11 protein-coding genes are annotated in these 14,864 nt (G+C 53.1%); 2 read left to right on the plus strand and 9 right to left on the minus strand.

Translation table 11 applies throughout. The annotated features are described in order from the left end of the window. Positions 1-12 precede the first annotated feature (12 nt). Both ABSH60_RS09840 and ABSH60_RS09845 read right to left on the minus strand, forming a co-directional pair. Complete coding sequence (locus ABSH60_RS09840) at positions 13-1,704, minus strand: AsmA family protein (protein ID WP_390973773.1); 1,692 nt, start codon at positions 1,702-1,704, stop codon at positions 13-15. Between the two features lie 150 nt (positions 1,705-1,854). Next, positions 1,855-3,249, minus strand: coding sequence for a solute carrier family 23 protein (locus ABSH60_RS09845; protein ID WP_390973775.1), 1,395 nt, complete (start codon positions 3,247-3,249; stop codon positions 1,855-1,857). A gap of 238 nt (positions 3,250-3,487) precedes the next feature. Between ABSH60_RS09845 and gltS the strand changes: the two genes are divergently transcribed. Then, positions 3,488-4,699, plus strand: a complete 1,212-nt coding sequence (gene gltS, locus ABSH60_RS09850; protein ID WP_056777567.1) for a sodium/glutamate symporter — start codon at positions 3,488-3,490, stop codon at positions 4,697-4,699. Between the two features lie 57 nt (positions 4,700-4,756). On the opposite strand, the gene ABSH60_RS09855 is transcribed toward gltS, so the two are convergent. The 6 genes from ABSH60_RS09855 to gmk form a co-directional block, all read right to left on the minus strand. After that, complete coding sequence (locus ABSH60_RS09855; protein WP_183850496.1) at positions 4,757-6,082, minus strand: PTS sugar transporter subunit IIC; 1,326 nt, start codon at positions 6,080-6,082, stop codon at positions 4,757-4,759. 215 nt (positions 6,083-6,297) lie between these two features. Continuing rightward, the gene (gene recG / locus ABSH60_RS09860) at positions 6,298-8,379 is read right to left on the minus strand and encodes an ATP-dependent DNA helicase RecG (protein ID WP_390973777.1); all 2,082 of its coding nucleotides are present in this window, start codon (positions 8,377-8,379) and stop codon (positions 6,298-6,300) included. Continuing rightward, the gene (gene trmH / locus ABSH60_RS09865; protein ID WP_056777558.1) at positions 8,376-9,074 is read right to left on the minus strand and encodes a tRNA (guanosine(18)-2'-O)-methyltransferase TrmH; all 699 of its coding nucleotides are present in this window, start codon (positions 9,072-9,074) and stop codon (positions 8,376-8,378) included. Before trmH ends, recG begins: the two co-directional genes overlap by 4 nt. 5 nt (positions 9,075-9,079) lie before the next feature. After that, complete coding sequence (gene spoT / locus ABSH60_RS09870) at positions 9,080-11,188, minus strand: bifunctional GTP diphosphokinase/guanosine-3',5'-bis pyrophosphate 3'-pyrophosphohydrolase (RefSeq protein ID WP_056777553.1); 2,109 nt, start codon at positions 11,186-11,188, stop codon at positions 9,080-9,082. 19 nt (positions 11,189-11,207) lie between these two features. Then, entirely contained in the window at positions 11,208-11,483 is a 276-nt protein-coding gene (rpoZ, locus tag ABSH60_RS09875; RefSeq protein WP_056777549.1) for a DNA-directed RNA polymerase subunit omega, read from the minus strand. A gap of 54 nt (positions 11,484-11,537) precedes the next feature. Further along, positions 11,538-12,161, minus strand: coding sequence for a guanylate kinase (gene gmk / locus ABSH60_RS09880; RefSeq protein ID WP_056777546.1), 624 nt, complete (start codon positions 12,159-12,161; stop codon positions 11,538-11,540). Between the two features lie 281 nt (positions 12,162-12,442). On the opposite strand from gmk, the gene ligB reads away from it, so the two are divergent. Next, on the plus strand, positions 12,443-14,140 hold the full coding sequence (gene ligB, locus ABSH60_RS09885) for an NAD-dependent DNA ligase LigB (RefSeq protein ID WP_390973781.1): 1,698 nt from the start codon (positions 12,443-12,445) through the stop codon (positions 14,138-14,140). A 19-nt stretch (positions 14,141-14,159) separates the two neighbouring features. Here ligB and ABSH60_RS09890 read toward each other — a convergent pair whose 3' ends face one another. Further along, positions 14,160-14,780 (minus strand): trimeric intracellular cation channel family protein, encoded by a 621-nt coding sequence (locus ABSH60_RS09890; protein ID WP_056777538.1) that lies wholly within the window; start codon positions 14,778-14,780, stop codon positions 14,160-14,162. Between the last annotated feature and the right edge of the window lie 84 nt (positions 14,781-14,864).

A 14,864-nucleotide genomic window follows, 5' to 3' on the forward strand; every position in this document is an offset into this window, starting at 1 on the left:
CGCAACCATACCCTATGGCGTCGCAGACCCATTCACCAGCCCGTTGACCATCTTCTGATCGATGACCTGACCTCCGGTGGCGTTAACCTGAAGTGTGCCGTTCAGCGTCGGTTTATAATCCACGCCGGCAGGCATTTTTCCTTGCAGGTTGAGCTGCATATTCGCGTTACCGTCGGGGGCCAGATGCGGCCAGCCCCAGTTTTCCAACTGATTAACGGGTACGGCGCGGCCAGTCACTTTTACTGAGAACTGGCGCTGCGGTTGCTGATCCACTGTCCCGGTCGCTTCCAGCAGCCCTTCCTTGGTGAAAGCACTCAGCTCTGAAATAGTCACCTGATGGTCGTTGGCTTCCAGCATGATGGAAGGGCGGCGCACATCATTTCGGTTGAACGTGGCTTCGCTGGCGTTCAGATTCAGTTTTCCGTCCCACATCCCCCACTGGTGATTACGCGCCAGCAGCAGATTATTGCCGAGGCCGTCGAGCGACGTCAGCTGGAAAGGAAACTGCGGATTGATATCGATAATCAGGTTCCGGTTGGCAATAAACCGGCCCACTGATATTTCCGCCAGTGAATCCGGCAGCGGCTGAAGCCAGAGCTGTTTCCAGTTTTGCGGCAACGTGTATTCCAGCCCGGCGATGGAAAACTCATCGAGTTGCAGCCGCTTATTCGCCCGCCGCCAGTTACCTGTGGTCCGCAGTAAACTGCGCTCCCAGCGCGCGGTGGCCTGCTTGATCGAAATGCCCTGAGGCGACAGGTCGAGATTAATGATCGGATCCTGAATGTGCAGATTGCCGTTAATCATGTCAGTCGCGTTCAGCGTGATCTCACCGTCATCACTTTGCCAGTCGCCTTTTTCCAGCGTCACATCCTCAACGGAAAGATCCACATCGCTGAATGCCCAGTCAGTGCCTTGCAGACGGGCGTCGATCAGGTCCATCCGCTGAATGGTGACTTTTGGAAGGGTTTGGAAATCATCGAAAAATGCAGAAAGTGATTTTGAGGTTTGCAGACGTACATTGCTCAGACGCAGATTTTCGATATTCCAGCTGCCGTCCGCCGCCTGGCTGGCCTTACCCGTAAGCTGGCCCCGCGCCAGGTCGCCGCCGAAATTCGCGAGTGTCAGGTTTTTATTGTTCAGGTTACCCTGGATCAGGACGTGTTCGGCTGGCAGCCCGTTGACGGTCAGCGTCGCGGCACTCAGCTGGAAATCGGCTTTATCGCCCAGCAACTGGTGTGCTTTCGGTTGCCACGGTGAAATACCGGCGTTGATTTGCTGGCCCTGGATCTCCAGCCCCGCCGCGTTACCGGTCAGCGCCATTTTACTCAGCTGAAGCGTGTTCGCCTGCAACGGTAAATTCATGGCGGAAGGACTGACGTTCAGGCGGCCATCAACCAGAACCACTCGGTCGAAAAAGCGCGGTTCTGTTATCTGACGCCAGCTCAAATCCAGATCAACTTCGCCAGCACTGAGCGTCTCAGGCTGATTTTTTTGTCCGAAAATGACATGGGTTAGCGTAATCCGTCCTGGCGTGGACCAGTCATGATCGATTTTTTCGACGGCGAACCGGTAATCACTGTTATCCGTGACCCAGCTGCTGACCCTGCCAGCGGCCCAGCGCGTTTGTAATAGGACGTAAACCAGCACAATCGCCAGTACCAGAAGCAGAACGAACGTCAGCAAAATTTTACCGATAAATTTCATCGTCTGGGGCCTGTAGCGTGAATTAGGGATAAAGGTTCTCTGTTTATGCCGTAAACAGCGAAATTTCTCAACAGCTTAGCAGACTGGAGACAATAAAAAGCGGCAGGGGTTCCAGACTCCCTGCCGCGGTGACATTCATCTTAATGTCGGTTATGACTTTTCGTGAGGGAAAACCAGATTCAGAACAATCGCCGTAATCCCGCCTGCGGCAATCCCGGAGGACAGCAGCGTCTTAATCCAGTCTGGTGCAAACTGCAGGATCAGCGGCTGCTGAGAAACGCCCATGCCGACGGCCAGAGACAGCGCCATGATCATGATCGCGCGGCGGTTCAGACGTTCACGAGCCACTATGCGTACCCCGGAAGCGGCAATGGTGCCAAACATCACGATAGTCGCGCCACCCAGAACCGGCTCTGGAATGTGTTGCACGAATCCGGCGACCGCAGGGAAAAGCCCCAGTACGATCAGCATCAGCGCCACCACAAAACCTACGTAACGGCTGGCAACGCCGGTCAGCTGAATTACGCCATTGTTTTGTCCGAAACAGGAATTCGGGAACGTATTAAATACCGCCGAAAGCATCGAGTTCAGACCGTTTGCCAGTACGCCGCCCTTAATACGTTTCATGTACAGCGGTCCGCTGACCGGCTGCTCTGACACATCAGATGTGGCAGTGATATCCCCGATGGTTTCCAGCGACGTGACCATAAAGATCAGCATCAGCGGGATCAGCAGATTCCAGTCAATTCCCAGTCCGTAGTACAACGGCGTCGGGAAGGTGATCCAGCTGGTTTGCGTCGCTGGCGTAACCGTGGGCAGCATTCCCATCATCCACGCCGCCAGATAGCCCACCGCCATCGCGATGACCAGTGAAGCGACCCGCAGGTACGGGTTACGCTGGCGGTTCAGCAGAATAATGACCACCAGAACAACCGCAGCCAGCATCAGATTTTTCGGTGCGCCAAAGGTGTGGTCGCTCATTGCGGCGTATCCGCCACCAATCGAGGTCAGCCCCACCTGAATTAACGACAGACCGATAATCATCACCACAATCCCGGAAACCAGCGGGGTGATCACCCGGCGCGCCAGATGCAGGAAGCGGGACAGAATGATCTCAGTACAGGACGCCAGCATCAGCGTACCGAACAGAGCGGCCATCATGGTCGGCACATCCGCGCCACCATTTTTCAGCGCCAGTCCACCCATAATCAACGGAGACACAAAGTTAAAACTTGTTCCCTGAATCGAGAGTAAGCCCGAACCCACCGGCCCCCAGGTTTTAATCTGCAAAATGGACGCCAGACCAGAGGCAAACAGCGACATGCTGATGATGTGCTGGGTGTCCTGCGCGGGTAATCCCAGCGCCTGACAAATCAATAATGCCGGAGTAATGACCGCAACAAACATCGCCAGCAAATGCTGGCAGGCGGCAAAAAGTGTCTGCGGGAGTGGCGGCCGGTCTTCGAGCCGGTAAATCAGTTCACTTTTGGGCGGGCGGGAGAGTTCAGGTTGCTGTGTTTCTTGTTCTGCGGTTTGCGTACTCATGTTGTGGCATTCCAATAAGCGGCAAAGCGGGCATTTTTATTGAAAATGACCACAAAAGCAATCGTTTGCTTATGGCAATTTAAAACCATGTATTTGAGTTAAGTTGGCTTATGTGCGCTGTTTTTCTTGCCTGATGCCGGTTTTATGACTTCTAATTCAGTTTCTGGGAAAAAAGAAATTACTGATATTCATATAATTAGATGATTTTATTGGATTTAATACAAAATGGAGTTCTTTAATGATTCAGCTCGATACCTACGGCACGCTGGTGGCTGCCACGCTGGTTCTCCTTTTAGGACGCAAATGCGTCCAGTCGGTCAAACTTCTCAAGAAATACACCATTCCTGAACCCGTTGCGGGCGGTTTACTGGTCGCCGTGATGCTCCTGCTAGCCAACCGGATCATGGGCTGGGAAATCGGATTTGATATCTCGTTAAAAGAACCCCTGATGCTGGCATTTTTCGCGACCATCGGCCTTAACGCCAATCTGGCCAGCCTGCGTTCAGGGGGGAAGAGCCTGATGCTGCTGATATTTGTTGTCGTCGGATTGCTGTTGCTGCAGAACGTCATCGGCATAGGAATGGCAAAAATGCTGGGTATGGACCCGCTGATGGGGTTGCTGGCCGGTTCTATCACGCTCTCCGGCGGGCATGGCACCGGCGCTGCCTGGAGCAAGGTTTTCGTCGAACGCTATGGTTTCGAAAGCGCGACCGAAGTGGCAATGGCCTGCGCGACCTTCGGATTGGTGCTCGGCGGTATTATTGGCGGGCCGGTTGCCCGCTATCTGGTCAGTCACTCTTCCACACCGAACGGTTCTCAGGATGACGCGGCCGATCCCAGCGCATTTGAAAAACCGTCCATTGGTCGCATGATCACGCCCCTGGTGCTGGTGGAAACTATCGCGCTGATTGCCATCTGCCTTACCGCTGGCAGCCACATTTCGTTATTGCTGCAGGGATCCGCCTTTGAAATCCCGACCTTTGTTTGCGTCCTGTTTGTCGGCGTGATCCTCAGCAATCTTCTGGCGTGGCTGGGTTTTTACCGCGTCTTCGATCGTGCAGTGTCGGTGCTCGGTAATGTCAGTTTGTCGTTGTTCCTGGCGATGGCCCTGATGAGCCTGAAACTGTGGGAAATGGCGTCGCTGGCGTTACCGATGATGGCAATTCTGCTGGTGCAAACTGTTGCGATGGCGCTTTACGCCATTTTTGTCACTTACCGGGTCATGGGCAAAAACTATGATGCCGCCGTTCTGGCGGCGGGGCATTGTGGGTTTGGCCTGGGCGCCACGCCGACGGCGATTGCCAATATGCAGGCAATCACTAATCAGTTTGGCCCTTCGCACCTGGCTTTTCTGGTTGTCCCTATGGTGGGGGCGTTCTTCCTGGATATCGCCAATGCCATCGTCATTAAGCTGTTCCTGATGTTGCCTGTCTTCCCGGCGATTCTGTAAAAAAATAAGGGCGCAGAAACGACTGTTTCCGCGCCCATCTTCTCTTTTCAACGTGGCTTAATTCAGGGCGTCTGCCTGCTCCGTATAGACTTTTTCCTCTTCCGCGGCTTTCTCCTGCGTCAGTAACTGCTTCTCGTAGACTTTAAAGAATGGATAGTAAATCACCATGGAAAGCGCCATCAGCATGATGACCAGAATTGAAACTTTGAAATCCCAGCCCATCGCCCACGCCGCACCAATCGGTGCCGGAGATGTCCAGGGAACCAGAGACATCATGTGCGGCAGAAGGTTGGTTGAAACAGCCAGATAGGCGACCACGGCATTGATCATCGGCGCCAGAAGGAAAGGAATGAAAAATACCGGATTCATGACGATCGGCGTGCCGAAGATCACCGGTTCATTAATGTTGAAACAGCTGGGAACCAGGCTCAGTTTCCCCATGGTGCGCAAATGCGCTGATTTACTGCGGCAGAACAGTAACACCAGCCCCATCGTTGCGCCGGAGCCACCAATGACGATCAGAAAATTCCAGAATGCCTCGGTCATAATATGTGTCATCGGCAATCCGGCGGCCAGAGCTGTCTGATTGAGGCCGAGATTGGTTAACCAGAAAGCCTGTAACATGCCCGAAACAATCGCAGAACCGTGGATTCCAGCAAACCATAGCAAATGACAAATCAGCACCGCGAGAAGTACGGCAGGCAGGGAGTCGGCGGCAGAAATCAGCGGTTCGAACAGTGCCATAATCGCCTGTGGCAGCAACATATCAAACCCGGACTGCACCAGTAAGCTGATGGGGAAAAGCGTAATCACGACGGCAATAATGGGGATTAACAGATCAAACGAATGCTTGATGTTCGAGGGAACCTGCTCGGGCAGTCGTATGCCGATATTGTATTTTTTCAGCAACCGCGTCAGTTCGGTTACGTAAATAGCTACCAGTATCGCGGTGAAAATCCCCACGCCGCCCAGCGCTACCGTTGACATCTTTTCATCGACCTGTGGCGCCGCCACCAGCAGGAAAGACATGAGCGACAGCATGGCCGTCATAAACGGATCCAGTTTGTAGCTTCTCGCCAGATTGTAAGCAATCGAGGCGGCGATGTAGATCGACATGATGCCCATGGTCATATTGAACGGCGTGAGTATCTGGACTTCATATTTCGCTGACAACGCCAGCCAGCTGCGGGCGAACCCCCATGATGATTCCGGCGAAAAAGGAGGATGCACGAAAACGAGTAAAAACGATCCGACAATCATAAACGGCATTGCTGAAATAAAGCCGTCACGCACGGCCATAACGTGCCGCTGAGAAGATAACCGGGCCGCGAACGGACTGATTTTTTGTTCTATAAACTGAAAGAGTGACTGACTGATGCTCATAATGATAATGGCCTTATGATGAAGAAATCACACAGGGTTGCCTTAATTATCATCAGTGTAGATGCGGGGTATGAAACCGGTTACCGACTTTGCGCCAGTCTGTGAAGGTCATCAAATAACCCGTGAAGAAAGAGAGTGCAGGCCGTTTTGAACAAAACCCGGAGGAATGTATTCTTCGGAAACATCATTTTTAATTATGTTTTCTGAGGGGAAAGTCAGGCGTTGGTGTAACGAACGCGCTCCGGCAGCCAGCGTTCAATCAGTGCTTTAGTATGGTCGGGGAATTGCTGCTGGAGATAGCGTGCGATGCGCTGTACATCCGGGATCATCGCCTGATCGCGCAGCAGATCGGCCACTTTGAACTCTGCGCTGCCCGTCTGGCGCGTGCCCAGTAATTCTCCCGGACCACGGATTTCTAAATCTTGCTGCGCAATCACAAAGCCGTCGTTGCTGTCACGCAGAACCTGCAAACGCTTCTGTGCAGTCTTGCTGAGCGGCGTTTTGTATAGCAGAACACAATGGGATGCGACTGCGCCACGGCCAACGCGGCCGCGCAGCTGATGCAGCTGCGCCAGACCCAGTCGTTCCGGGTTTTCGATGATCATCAGGCTGGCATTCGGCACGTCTACGCCGACTTCAATGACGGTGGTCGCCACCAGAAGCTGCACTTCGCCTTTTTTGAAGGCCTGCATGACGGCCTGCTTTTCCTGCGCTTTCATTCGGCCATGCACCAGCCCGATATTGAGCGCGGGAAGGGCTTCTTTCAGCCCTTCCCAGGTCGCTTCTGCCGCCTGAGCTTCAAGCATTTCTGATTCTTCGATCAGCGTACAAACCCAATAGGCCTGTCGGTTTTCCTGCTCGCAGGCACTTTTGACGCGGCTGATAATGTCACTGCGGCGGGTGTCAGGAATAGCGACGGTGGTCACCGGCGTACGTCCTGGCGGCAGTTCGTCGATCACGGAGGTATCCAGATCCGCATAGGCCGTCATCGCCAGCGTTCGCGGGATAGGCGTTGCCGTCATGATCAGCTGATGCGGATGGAAGCCCTGCTGTAATCCCTTTTCCCACAGCGCCAGACGCTGATGCACCCCAAATCGGTGTTGTTCATCAATGATCACCAGCGAAAGGGAAGAAAACAGTACCTGCTCCTGGAAGATGGCGTGAGTCCCGACCACCATTGAAACCTGACCGCTGGCAATCGCATCCTGCTGCGCCTGTCGGGCTTTGCCCTTTTGCTTGCCCGCCAGCCAGCCTACCTGAATCCCCAGCGGTTCGAACCACTGGCGGAAGTTATTGGCGTGCTGTTCAGCCAGCAATTCTGTCGGTGCCATTAATCCGACCTGCTGGCCCTGAGCGATAGCGCAAAGTGCCGCGAGAGCCGCCACCAGCGTTTTACCAGAACCCACATCGCCCTGAACCAGACGCATCATCGGATAACTCTTTGCCAGATCCTGCTCAATTTCCGTCACAACACGTTCTTGCGCCCCGGTTGGGCTGAACGGCAGTGAGGCGAGGAACTGTTTTTTCAGGCGATCGTCGTGATGTAACGGCATCGCTTTATAACTTTGCGTACCCGCGCGAACCGCCAGCATGCTGAGGTTATGCGCCAGTAATTCTTCCATAATCAGTCGGCGCTGTGCCGGATGATGGCCTTTCTCAAGATCAGCCAGCTGAATATCCGGCGGCGGGCGATGCAGCAAATGAAGCGCCTGAGGAAGTGATATCAGCGAACGGCTCAGTTCTTCGGGCAACAATTCGGCGATAGGCACGGTATCGAGCAATTCCAGCGCCTGATCGGTCAGCTTACGCAGCGTCGCCTGACGGATACCTTCTGTTGTGGGATAAACCGGTGTCAGCGACTCCTGCAAAACGACTTCGCTGTTCTCGCCCTGAATGCGGTATTCCGGATGAATGATTTCTGCGCCGATCGTGCCGCGTTTGATTTCACCATACGCAGTGACCCGACGGCCTGTCGCCAGACTGTTTTTCATCGCAGCGTTAAAGTTGAAAAAGCGTAACGTCACCATGCCGGTGCCGTCGCTAATCTGACACGTCAGCATTCTGCGGCGACCAAAGCTGATATCGCTACGCAATACTTCGCCTTCAATGGTGGCAAACAGGCCGGGCAGTAAATCGTTTATGGCATACAGGCGGGTACGATCTTCATAACGCAGGGGAAGGTGGAGCAGTAAATCCTGAATAGTTTCAAGGCCGAGCTTAGCGAGTTTATCTGCCTGACTGGCTCCGACGCCAGAAAGTGACGTGAGCGGGATGGCGTCGAGCAGGCGGCCTTTCATCTTTTTTTGACCGTCATTTGCATCGCTGACCACCATTCATCATCGGCAACAATTTGCCCCTGATCGTCAATGAAAGGGCGTGGAAGTTTTTTTCGCTTCGCCACATTCGACAAAACCGGATAACCCCCTTCAAATAGCAAGCGCTGTTGTTCTTTCTCGCTGAGCAGGCTGGTTTCGCGGCGGTAAAGCCCTGCGTTTTCACGCTGGCGCTGGGCTTCGTACAGAATAAGCGCCGAGGCGACAGACACGTTCAGAGATTGCACCATACCGATCATCGGAATAATGATATCGCTGTCTGCCAGAGCTAATGCTTCAGGCGTGATACCGGTTTTTTCCTGGCCAAGCAGAATGCAGGTCGGGCGGGTGTAATCAATTGCACGGAAATCGACGGCTTTTTCAGACAGGTTTGTGGCTAAGATTTGCATGCCCTGCGCCTTCATTTTGGCGACGGCATCCTGAATAGTTTTGTGTGTTTTGACCTGAACCCAGCTGTTACTGCCTGCCGCAGAAGAAACCAGCGTTTTCATTCGCGTTGTAGGCCAGACGGCGTGGATCTCATGAACACCGACGGCATCTGCGGTGCGAATGACCGCCGAAACGTTATGCGGTTTATGCACCTGTTCCATGCAGACCGTCAGGTCTGGCTGGCGAGCCGTCAGCATTTCACGAATACGTGCATAACGTTCTGGAGTCATAACAATCAGTTTCGGTTGCGGGTAACTTTGATAACGTCCGGCATGATACGAATTTTACGCATGATATTCGCCAGATGAACGCGATCGCGGGTCGTCAGGCGGATAAAGGCGCTGTAGACACGGCCGTCTTTTTCTTCAGTGCTCAGGCTTTGAATGTTTGACTGCGCGGCGTTAATCGCGGCGGTCAGGTTCGCCAGTGCGCCCTGATGATTGAACATATCGACTTTGATTTCAGCGATAAATTCCTGATCGGTTTCCTGATGATCATCCCAGTCAACAGCCATGAATTTCTCAGGTTCTTTCTGATAACCACGGATATTACGGCAGGACTCATGGTGAATAACCAGACCTTTGCCCGGACTGATATGAGCAATAATCGGATCACCTGGGATTGGACGACAGCATTTCGCGAACGTAATCAGTACGCCATCTGCACCTTTGATAGGCAGATTGCGCGTGCCTGACGTTGCCATTGAAGACTGGTCACCCATCAGGTTTTTGGCGACCACGACACTCATGGCGTTGCCCAGACCGATTTCAGCCAGTAAATCATCCATAGCGGCGAGCTTCATACGATCCAGCTCGTTTTTGATGTTTTCAGGCGGAATATCTGACAGTTTCTTACCGGCACCCAGTGCATGATTCAGCAGACGACGACCAAGCGAAACAGAGTCATCACGCTTAAGGTTCTTGAGCATCTGGCGAATTTTGGCGCGGGCCCGCGAGCTGACAACAAAGTTCAGCCAGGCCGCATTCGGTCGGGCACCCGGTGCGGTGATGATTTCGATGGTCTGGCCGCTGGTGAGCGGCTGTGAGAGCGGATACGGCTGGCGGTCAACGCGCGCGCCCACGCAGGCATGACCGATATCGGTATGCACGGCGTAAGCAAAGTCGACCGGTGTAGCACCTGCAGGCAGCTCGACGATGCGGCCTTCCGGCGTAAAGACGTAAATCTCGTCCGGGAACAGATCCGATTTCACGCTCTCGATAAATTCAAATGAGTTGCCCGCACTTTGTTGCAGTTCGAGCAAACTCTGTAACCAGCGCTGGGCACGAATTTGTGCCGTTGTGCTGGTTTCACTGTTCTCTTTATAAGCCCAGTGAGCCGCAACCCCCATTTCTGCCATCTGATCCATATCTTCGGTACGGATTTGTACTTCCACCGGCACGCCGTGCGGGCCGATAAGAGAAGTATGCAAAGATTGATAGCCGTTGGCCTTGGGGATAGCGATGTAATCTTTAACCCGGCCTGGGCGCGGTTTGTACAGACTGTGTGCCTGGCCTAACACGCGATAGCAGGTATCGAGTTCTTTAACGATCACCCGGAAGGCGTAGATATCCATAATGGAATGGAAACGCTGTTCCTTCAGGTGCATTTTGCAGTAGATCGAATACAGGTGCTTCTCGCGACCGCTGACACGACACTGAATACCGGCTTCGGTCAAACGGCCTTCTATCTCAGAGAGGATTTTCTGAATCATCTCTTTACGGTTACCACGCGCGGCTTTCACCACTTCTTTAATCACGCGATAACGGTTCGGATAGAGTGCTTCGAAGCCCAGCTCTTCGAGCTCGGTTTTCAAATGATGGATACCCAAACGGTGTGCCAGCGGGCTGTAGATTTCCAGCGTTTCGCGGGCAATGCGGCGACGTTTGTCCGGGCGTAAAGAGCCCAGTGTGCGCATGTTGTGGGTACGGTCAGCCAGTTTGATCAAAATGACGCGGATGTCTTGCACCATCGCCATGACCATTTTGCGGAAGTTTTCCGCCTGTGCTTCTTTCTTATCGCGGAATTTCAGCTTGTCTAACTTTGAAACGCCTTCAACCAGTTCAGCAACGCTTTTGCCAAACAGTTGTTCCATATCCTGGTAGGTTGCAGGCGTGTCTTCGATAACGTCGTGTAATAACGCCGCCATCAGAGTCTCATGATCGAGCCTCATTTCAGCCAAAATACATGCCACGGCGACCGGGTGAGTAATATAAGGCTCACCGCTGGAACGTGTCTGCCCCTCATGCGCGTCCCGCGCCACGAGGTAAGCCTGCACGAGGCGCTTAATTTGCTCCTCCGGCAGGTATTTTTGAATCAGTTGATTCAGGCTTTCAAAGATATACAAGTGAGATCCGTTTCGTTAATTAACGACGACCTTCAGCGATGGCAGTGACTGCCTGAATCTCTGCGGCTTCCTGCTCTTGCTGTTCCTGACGATCGCGAACATCAAGGATCTTATTCGTGATCAGGCCTTCTTCGATTTCGCGCAGAGCGATAACGGTGACCTTGTCGTTTTCTTCAGCGACCAGTGGATCTTTACCACCAGATTGCAGCTGGCGTGCGCGACGAGCAGCCACCAACACCAGGTCAAAACGGTTACCAATTTTCTCTACAGCGTCTTGAACAGTTACGCGTGCCATATATGTGCTACTCCACAGGGGGACGAAAGACTGGGCATAATACTGAAAGTGACTTCAGTCTGCCAATAGTTTGGTGATTAATCCGTCATGACGGAGTTTTTGACGGCTCAGACGAAGACGTTCGGCGCGAATAATGGTTTTTAAATCCGACAGCGCCAGATCAAAATCGTCATTCACGATTAAATAATCGTATTCAGCAAAGTGTGTCATTTCTGCCACCGCTTGCGCCATACGTTTTGCGATCACTTCTTCACTGTCCTGACCACGGCCACGCAGGCGGCGGTCAAGTTCATCCTTCGACGGCGGCAACACGAAAATGCTGCGAGCCTGCGGCATTTTCGCACGGATTTGCTGCGCACCTTGCCAGTCGATATCCAGAAAAACATCCACGCCAGAGGCCAGCACTTGCTCAATGGTGACACGTGAAGTTCCGTAGTAATTACCAAAAACTTCGGCATGCTCTAAAAAGTCATCACTTTCAATCATCTCAAGAAATTCTTCTTTAGAGACAAAGAAATAGTGCTCGCCATGTTTCTCGCCCGGACGTTCTGAACGGGTGGTGTGTGAAATAGAAACCTGCGTGTCGTAGAGCGGTTGCGTTTTAAGTAAAGCCTGAATCAGACTTGATTTACCTGCTCCACTGGGAGCGGAGATGATATATAGCGTGCCTTGAACCATGATGATGACGTTTCAACTGAATGGGTTGATAGGAAGTATGCGAAGAGTGATCTCCCGCACAGTATACACGCTCGCCGCATCCGGTGCAGCGTCCAGTCGTATTTCATCGCAACTTCACGACAGAAAACAGCCCTTCCTGCCAGATTTCCGCGCCACATTCCAAAATTTCTTACTGTTGCTGCAACAAAGTAAATAAGCAGGAAGGCATCCCGCAAAGATGAAAAGTGGCGCTGGCAGCGAAGAAAACACTGGCGTTTACTGGCGGCCACAAGGAGGTGCCTATGCGCCGGATCGTATTTCTTATCAGCCTGTTCTTTCTGCCATTTTATGTACCCGCCAATAATGAGCTGCCGCAGGATTGCCCAGCATGGTCATCAGCGCAACTGACTCAGGAAACCCGGCAACTGACGGCGCAACTCGCGCAATGGGACAAAGATTATCACCAGTCCGGCAGCAGCCCGGTTGAAGATGCGGTTTACGATAATTTGCGCCAAAAACAGCGTTTGTGGCTGCAATGTGCCGGTCAGTCTTCAGAAGACGCGGGAGTACCTGTTGGTGTGAATGATCTTTATCCCCATCCGGTAGCTCATACCGGCCTTAACAAACTGCGTGATAAGCAAGCGGTTTCAGGCTGGATGCGCGGGCGTAAAAATCTCTGGGTGCAGCCCAAAGTCGACGGAATTGCCATCTCACTCGTCTACCGGCACGGGCAGCTTGCTGCGCTGTTAAGCCGTGGGGACGGGGCAAAAGGTCAAAACTGGACAGCCAAAGTGCCTTCAATACCGTCCATCCCCCTCAAAATCCCGGATACCCGCCCCGAGCTGGTTTTGCAGGGCGAACTTTATCTGAAGATGACCGGTCATCAGCAGAGTGTTGCGGGAGGCATGAATGCGAGATCCAAAGTCGCGGGAGCCATGATGCGCACCACCGGCACTGAGCTGCTGTCGCACGTGGGCGTGTTTATCTGGTCATGGCCAAACGGCCCGACCACGATGACCGATCATCTGGGGCAGTTAAGCCTGCTCGGATTCCCGGTCGTTGGCCAGTTCACGATTCCGGTGCATTCGGTGGATGATGTCGATAAATGGCGGCAAAACTGGTTTACCCAACCTCTCCCGTTCGCTACCGACGGTGTCGTTATCCGGCAGGAAGAAGAACCCGCAGGTAAATATTGGCAAAATAAACCTGCTACCTGGGCGGTTGCATGGAAATATCCGCCTGCCAAAGCACTCACGGAAGTTGCCGGGGTTAGCACAACCATCGGACGAAGTGGAAAGGTGACGGTGATTCTGAACCTGAAACCACTCAGGCTCGATGATAAGTGGGTAAGCAAAGTGAATGTGGGTTCCATCTCCCGGTTTAAGCAATGGGATGTCATCGCAGGAGATCAGGTGGCGGTTTCACTGGCCGGGCAGGGGATCCCGCGGCTGGATGATGTCGTGTGGCGGGTACGCGAGCGCACAGAAAGTGTATTGCCAGATCCTGAATCCTACGGGGCACTTTCCTGTTTTACGCCAGAGCCAGGCTGCAAACAGCAGTTTCTCTCACGGCTAATCTGGTTAAGTGGTCCGGAATCGCTGGATATGGCTGGCTTCGGGGGAGCCACCTGGCAAAAACTGCTTGAGGGCGTTCCTCTCAACTCTTTGACCGACTGGCTAGGTCTGAATGAAGACGTGATGTCAGCTGTACCGGGGATAGGCATTAAACAGGCGAAGAAGTTGATGGCGCAAATTCAGCTGGCGCGGAATAAAAGCTTCAGGCACTGGCTTTCCGCGTTGGGTTTCCCCTCTTTTGCCGTGAAATTTGCCGGGCAACAGCCTTCCTGGAATCATCTTCAGGAAATGACGCCACAAGACTGGGAAACGGCCGCAGGTATCGGACAAAAACGCACCGGGCAAATCGCGGACTTCATACATCATCCGCAGGTCATGGCATTAACGGAAGCGTTAAGGCAGGCAAAGGTGCCCGCGTTTCAGTGACGGGCAACGTGCCGGGAACTTAGTCGTGATCCGAATGCGGATAATTAAAGACGGGCAATCCGAGGCGAAATCGCAACGCAATCAGGCGGGCGACAAAACCCACCAGCAGGGTAATGATGATCACCAGGTTATGCGGCATAGCGAAATACTGCAGACCGATATAAACCCATGCCGAGGCGAATGAAATCCCTGCGTAAATCTCTTTCTGAAACACCAGCGGGATCTGGTTGCACATCATGTCCCGCAATACACCCCCGAAGACGCCGGTTATCACCGCACACACGGAAGCGATAATAGCGCCATGGCCCATATCAAGCGCGACCTGAGTCCCGATAATAGAGAACACCACCAGACCCAGCGCATCCAGCACTAAAAACAGCTTTCGCAGATGCTGCATTAATGGCGCAAGCCAGGTCGTCAGGAGGGCTGCAAAGGCAACAATGATTATGTATTCAGGATGTTTTACCCAGCCGAGTGGATAATGCCCCAGCAGCATGTCACGTACTGAACCTCCGCCAATGGCGGTGGCAGAGGCGATAATGATGACGCCAAAAGAGTCCATCTTGCGACGTCCGGCAGCTAAAGCACCGGTCATGGCTTCTGCGGTGATACCAATAATATAAAGAACAGTGAGTAACATGAGTGTGCGCCGGACGGGTCAGAAATGAGGAAACAGTAGCCGCGTAGAGTAATCAGGTTTTAAATTCCTCTCGACTGATTTTTT

Origin of the sequence: Rahnella sp. R3(2024), assembly GCF_042920125.1 — a bacterium.
In the GTDB taxonomy this organism is placed as follows: domain Bacteria; phylum Pseudomonadota; class Gammaproteobacteria; order Enterobacterales; family Enterobacteriaceae; genus Rahnella; species Rahnella rivi.

Coding starts and splice junctions, on each gene's coding strand:
- ABSH60_RS09840 (WP_390973773.1), bottom strand. CDS start 1,704: ATGAAATTTATCGGTAAAATTTTGCTGACGTTCGTTCTGCTTCTGGTA.
- ABSH60_RS09845 (WP_390973775.1), bottom strand. CDS start 3,249: ATGAGTACGCAAACCGCAGAACAAGAAACACAGCAACCTGAACTCTCC.
- gltS (WP_056777567.1), top strand. CDS start 3,488: ATGATTCAGCTCGATACCTACGGCACGCTGGTGGCTGCCACGCTGGTT.
- ABSH60_RS09855 (WP_183850496.1), bottom strand. CDS start 6,082: ATGAGCATCAGTCAGTCACTCTTTCAGTTTATAGAACAAAAAATCAGT.
- recG (WP_390973777.1), bottom strand. CDS start 8,379: ATGAAAGGCCGCCTGCTCGACGCCATCCCGCTCACGTCACTTTCTGGC.
- trmH (WP_056777558.1), bottom strand. CDS start 9,074: ATGACTCCAGAACGTTATGCACGTATTCGTGAAATGCTGACGGCTCGC.
- rpoZ (WP_056777549.1), bottom strand. CDS start 11,483: ATGGCACGCGTAACTGTTCAAGACGCTGTAGAGAAAATTGGTAACCGT.
- gmk (WP_056777546.1), bottom strand. CDS start 12,161: ATGGTTCAAGGCACGCTATATATCATCTCCGCTCCCAGTGGAGCAGGT.
- ligB (WP_390973781.1), top strand. CDS start 12,443: ATGCGCCGGATCGTATTTCTTATCAGCCTGTTCTTTCTGCCATTTTAT.
- ABSH60_RS09890 (WP_056777538.1), bottom strand. CDS start 14,780: ATGTTACTCACTGTTCTTTATATTATTGGTATCACCGCAGAAGCCATG.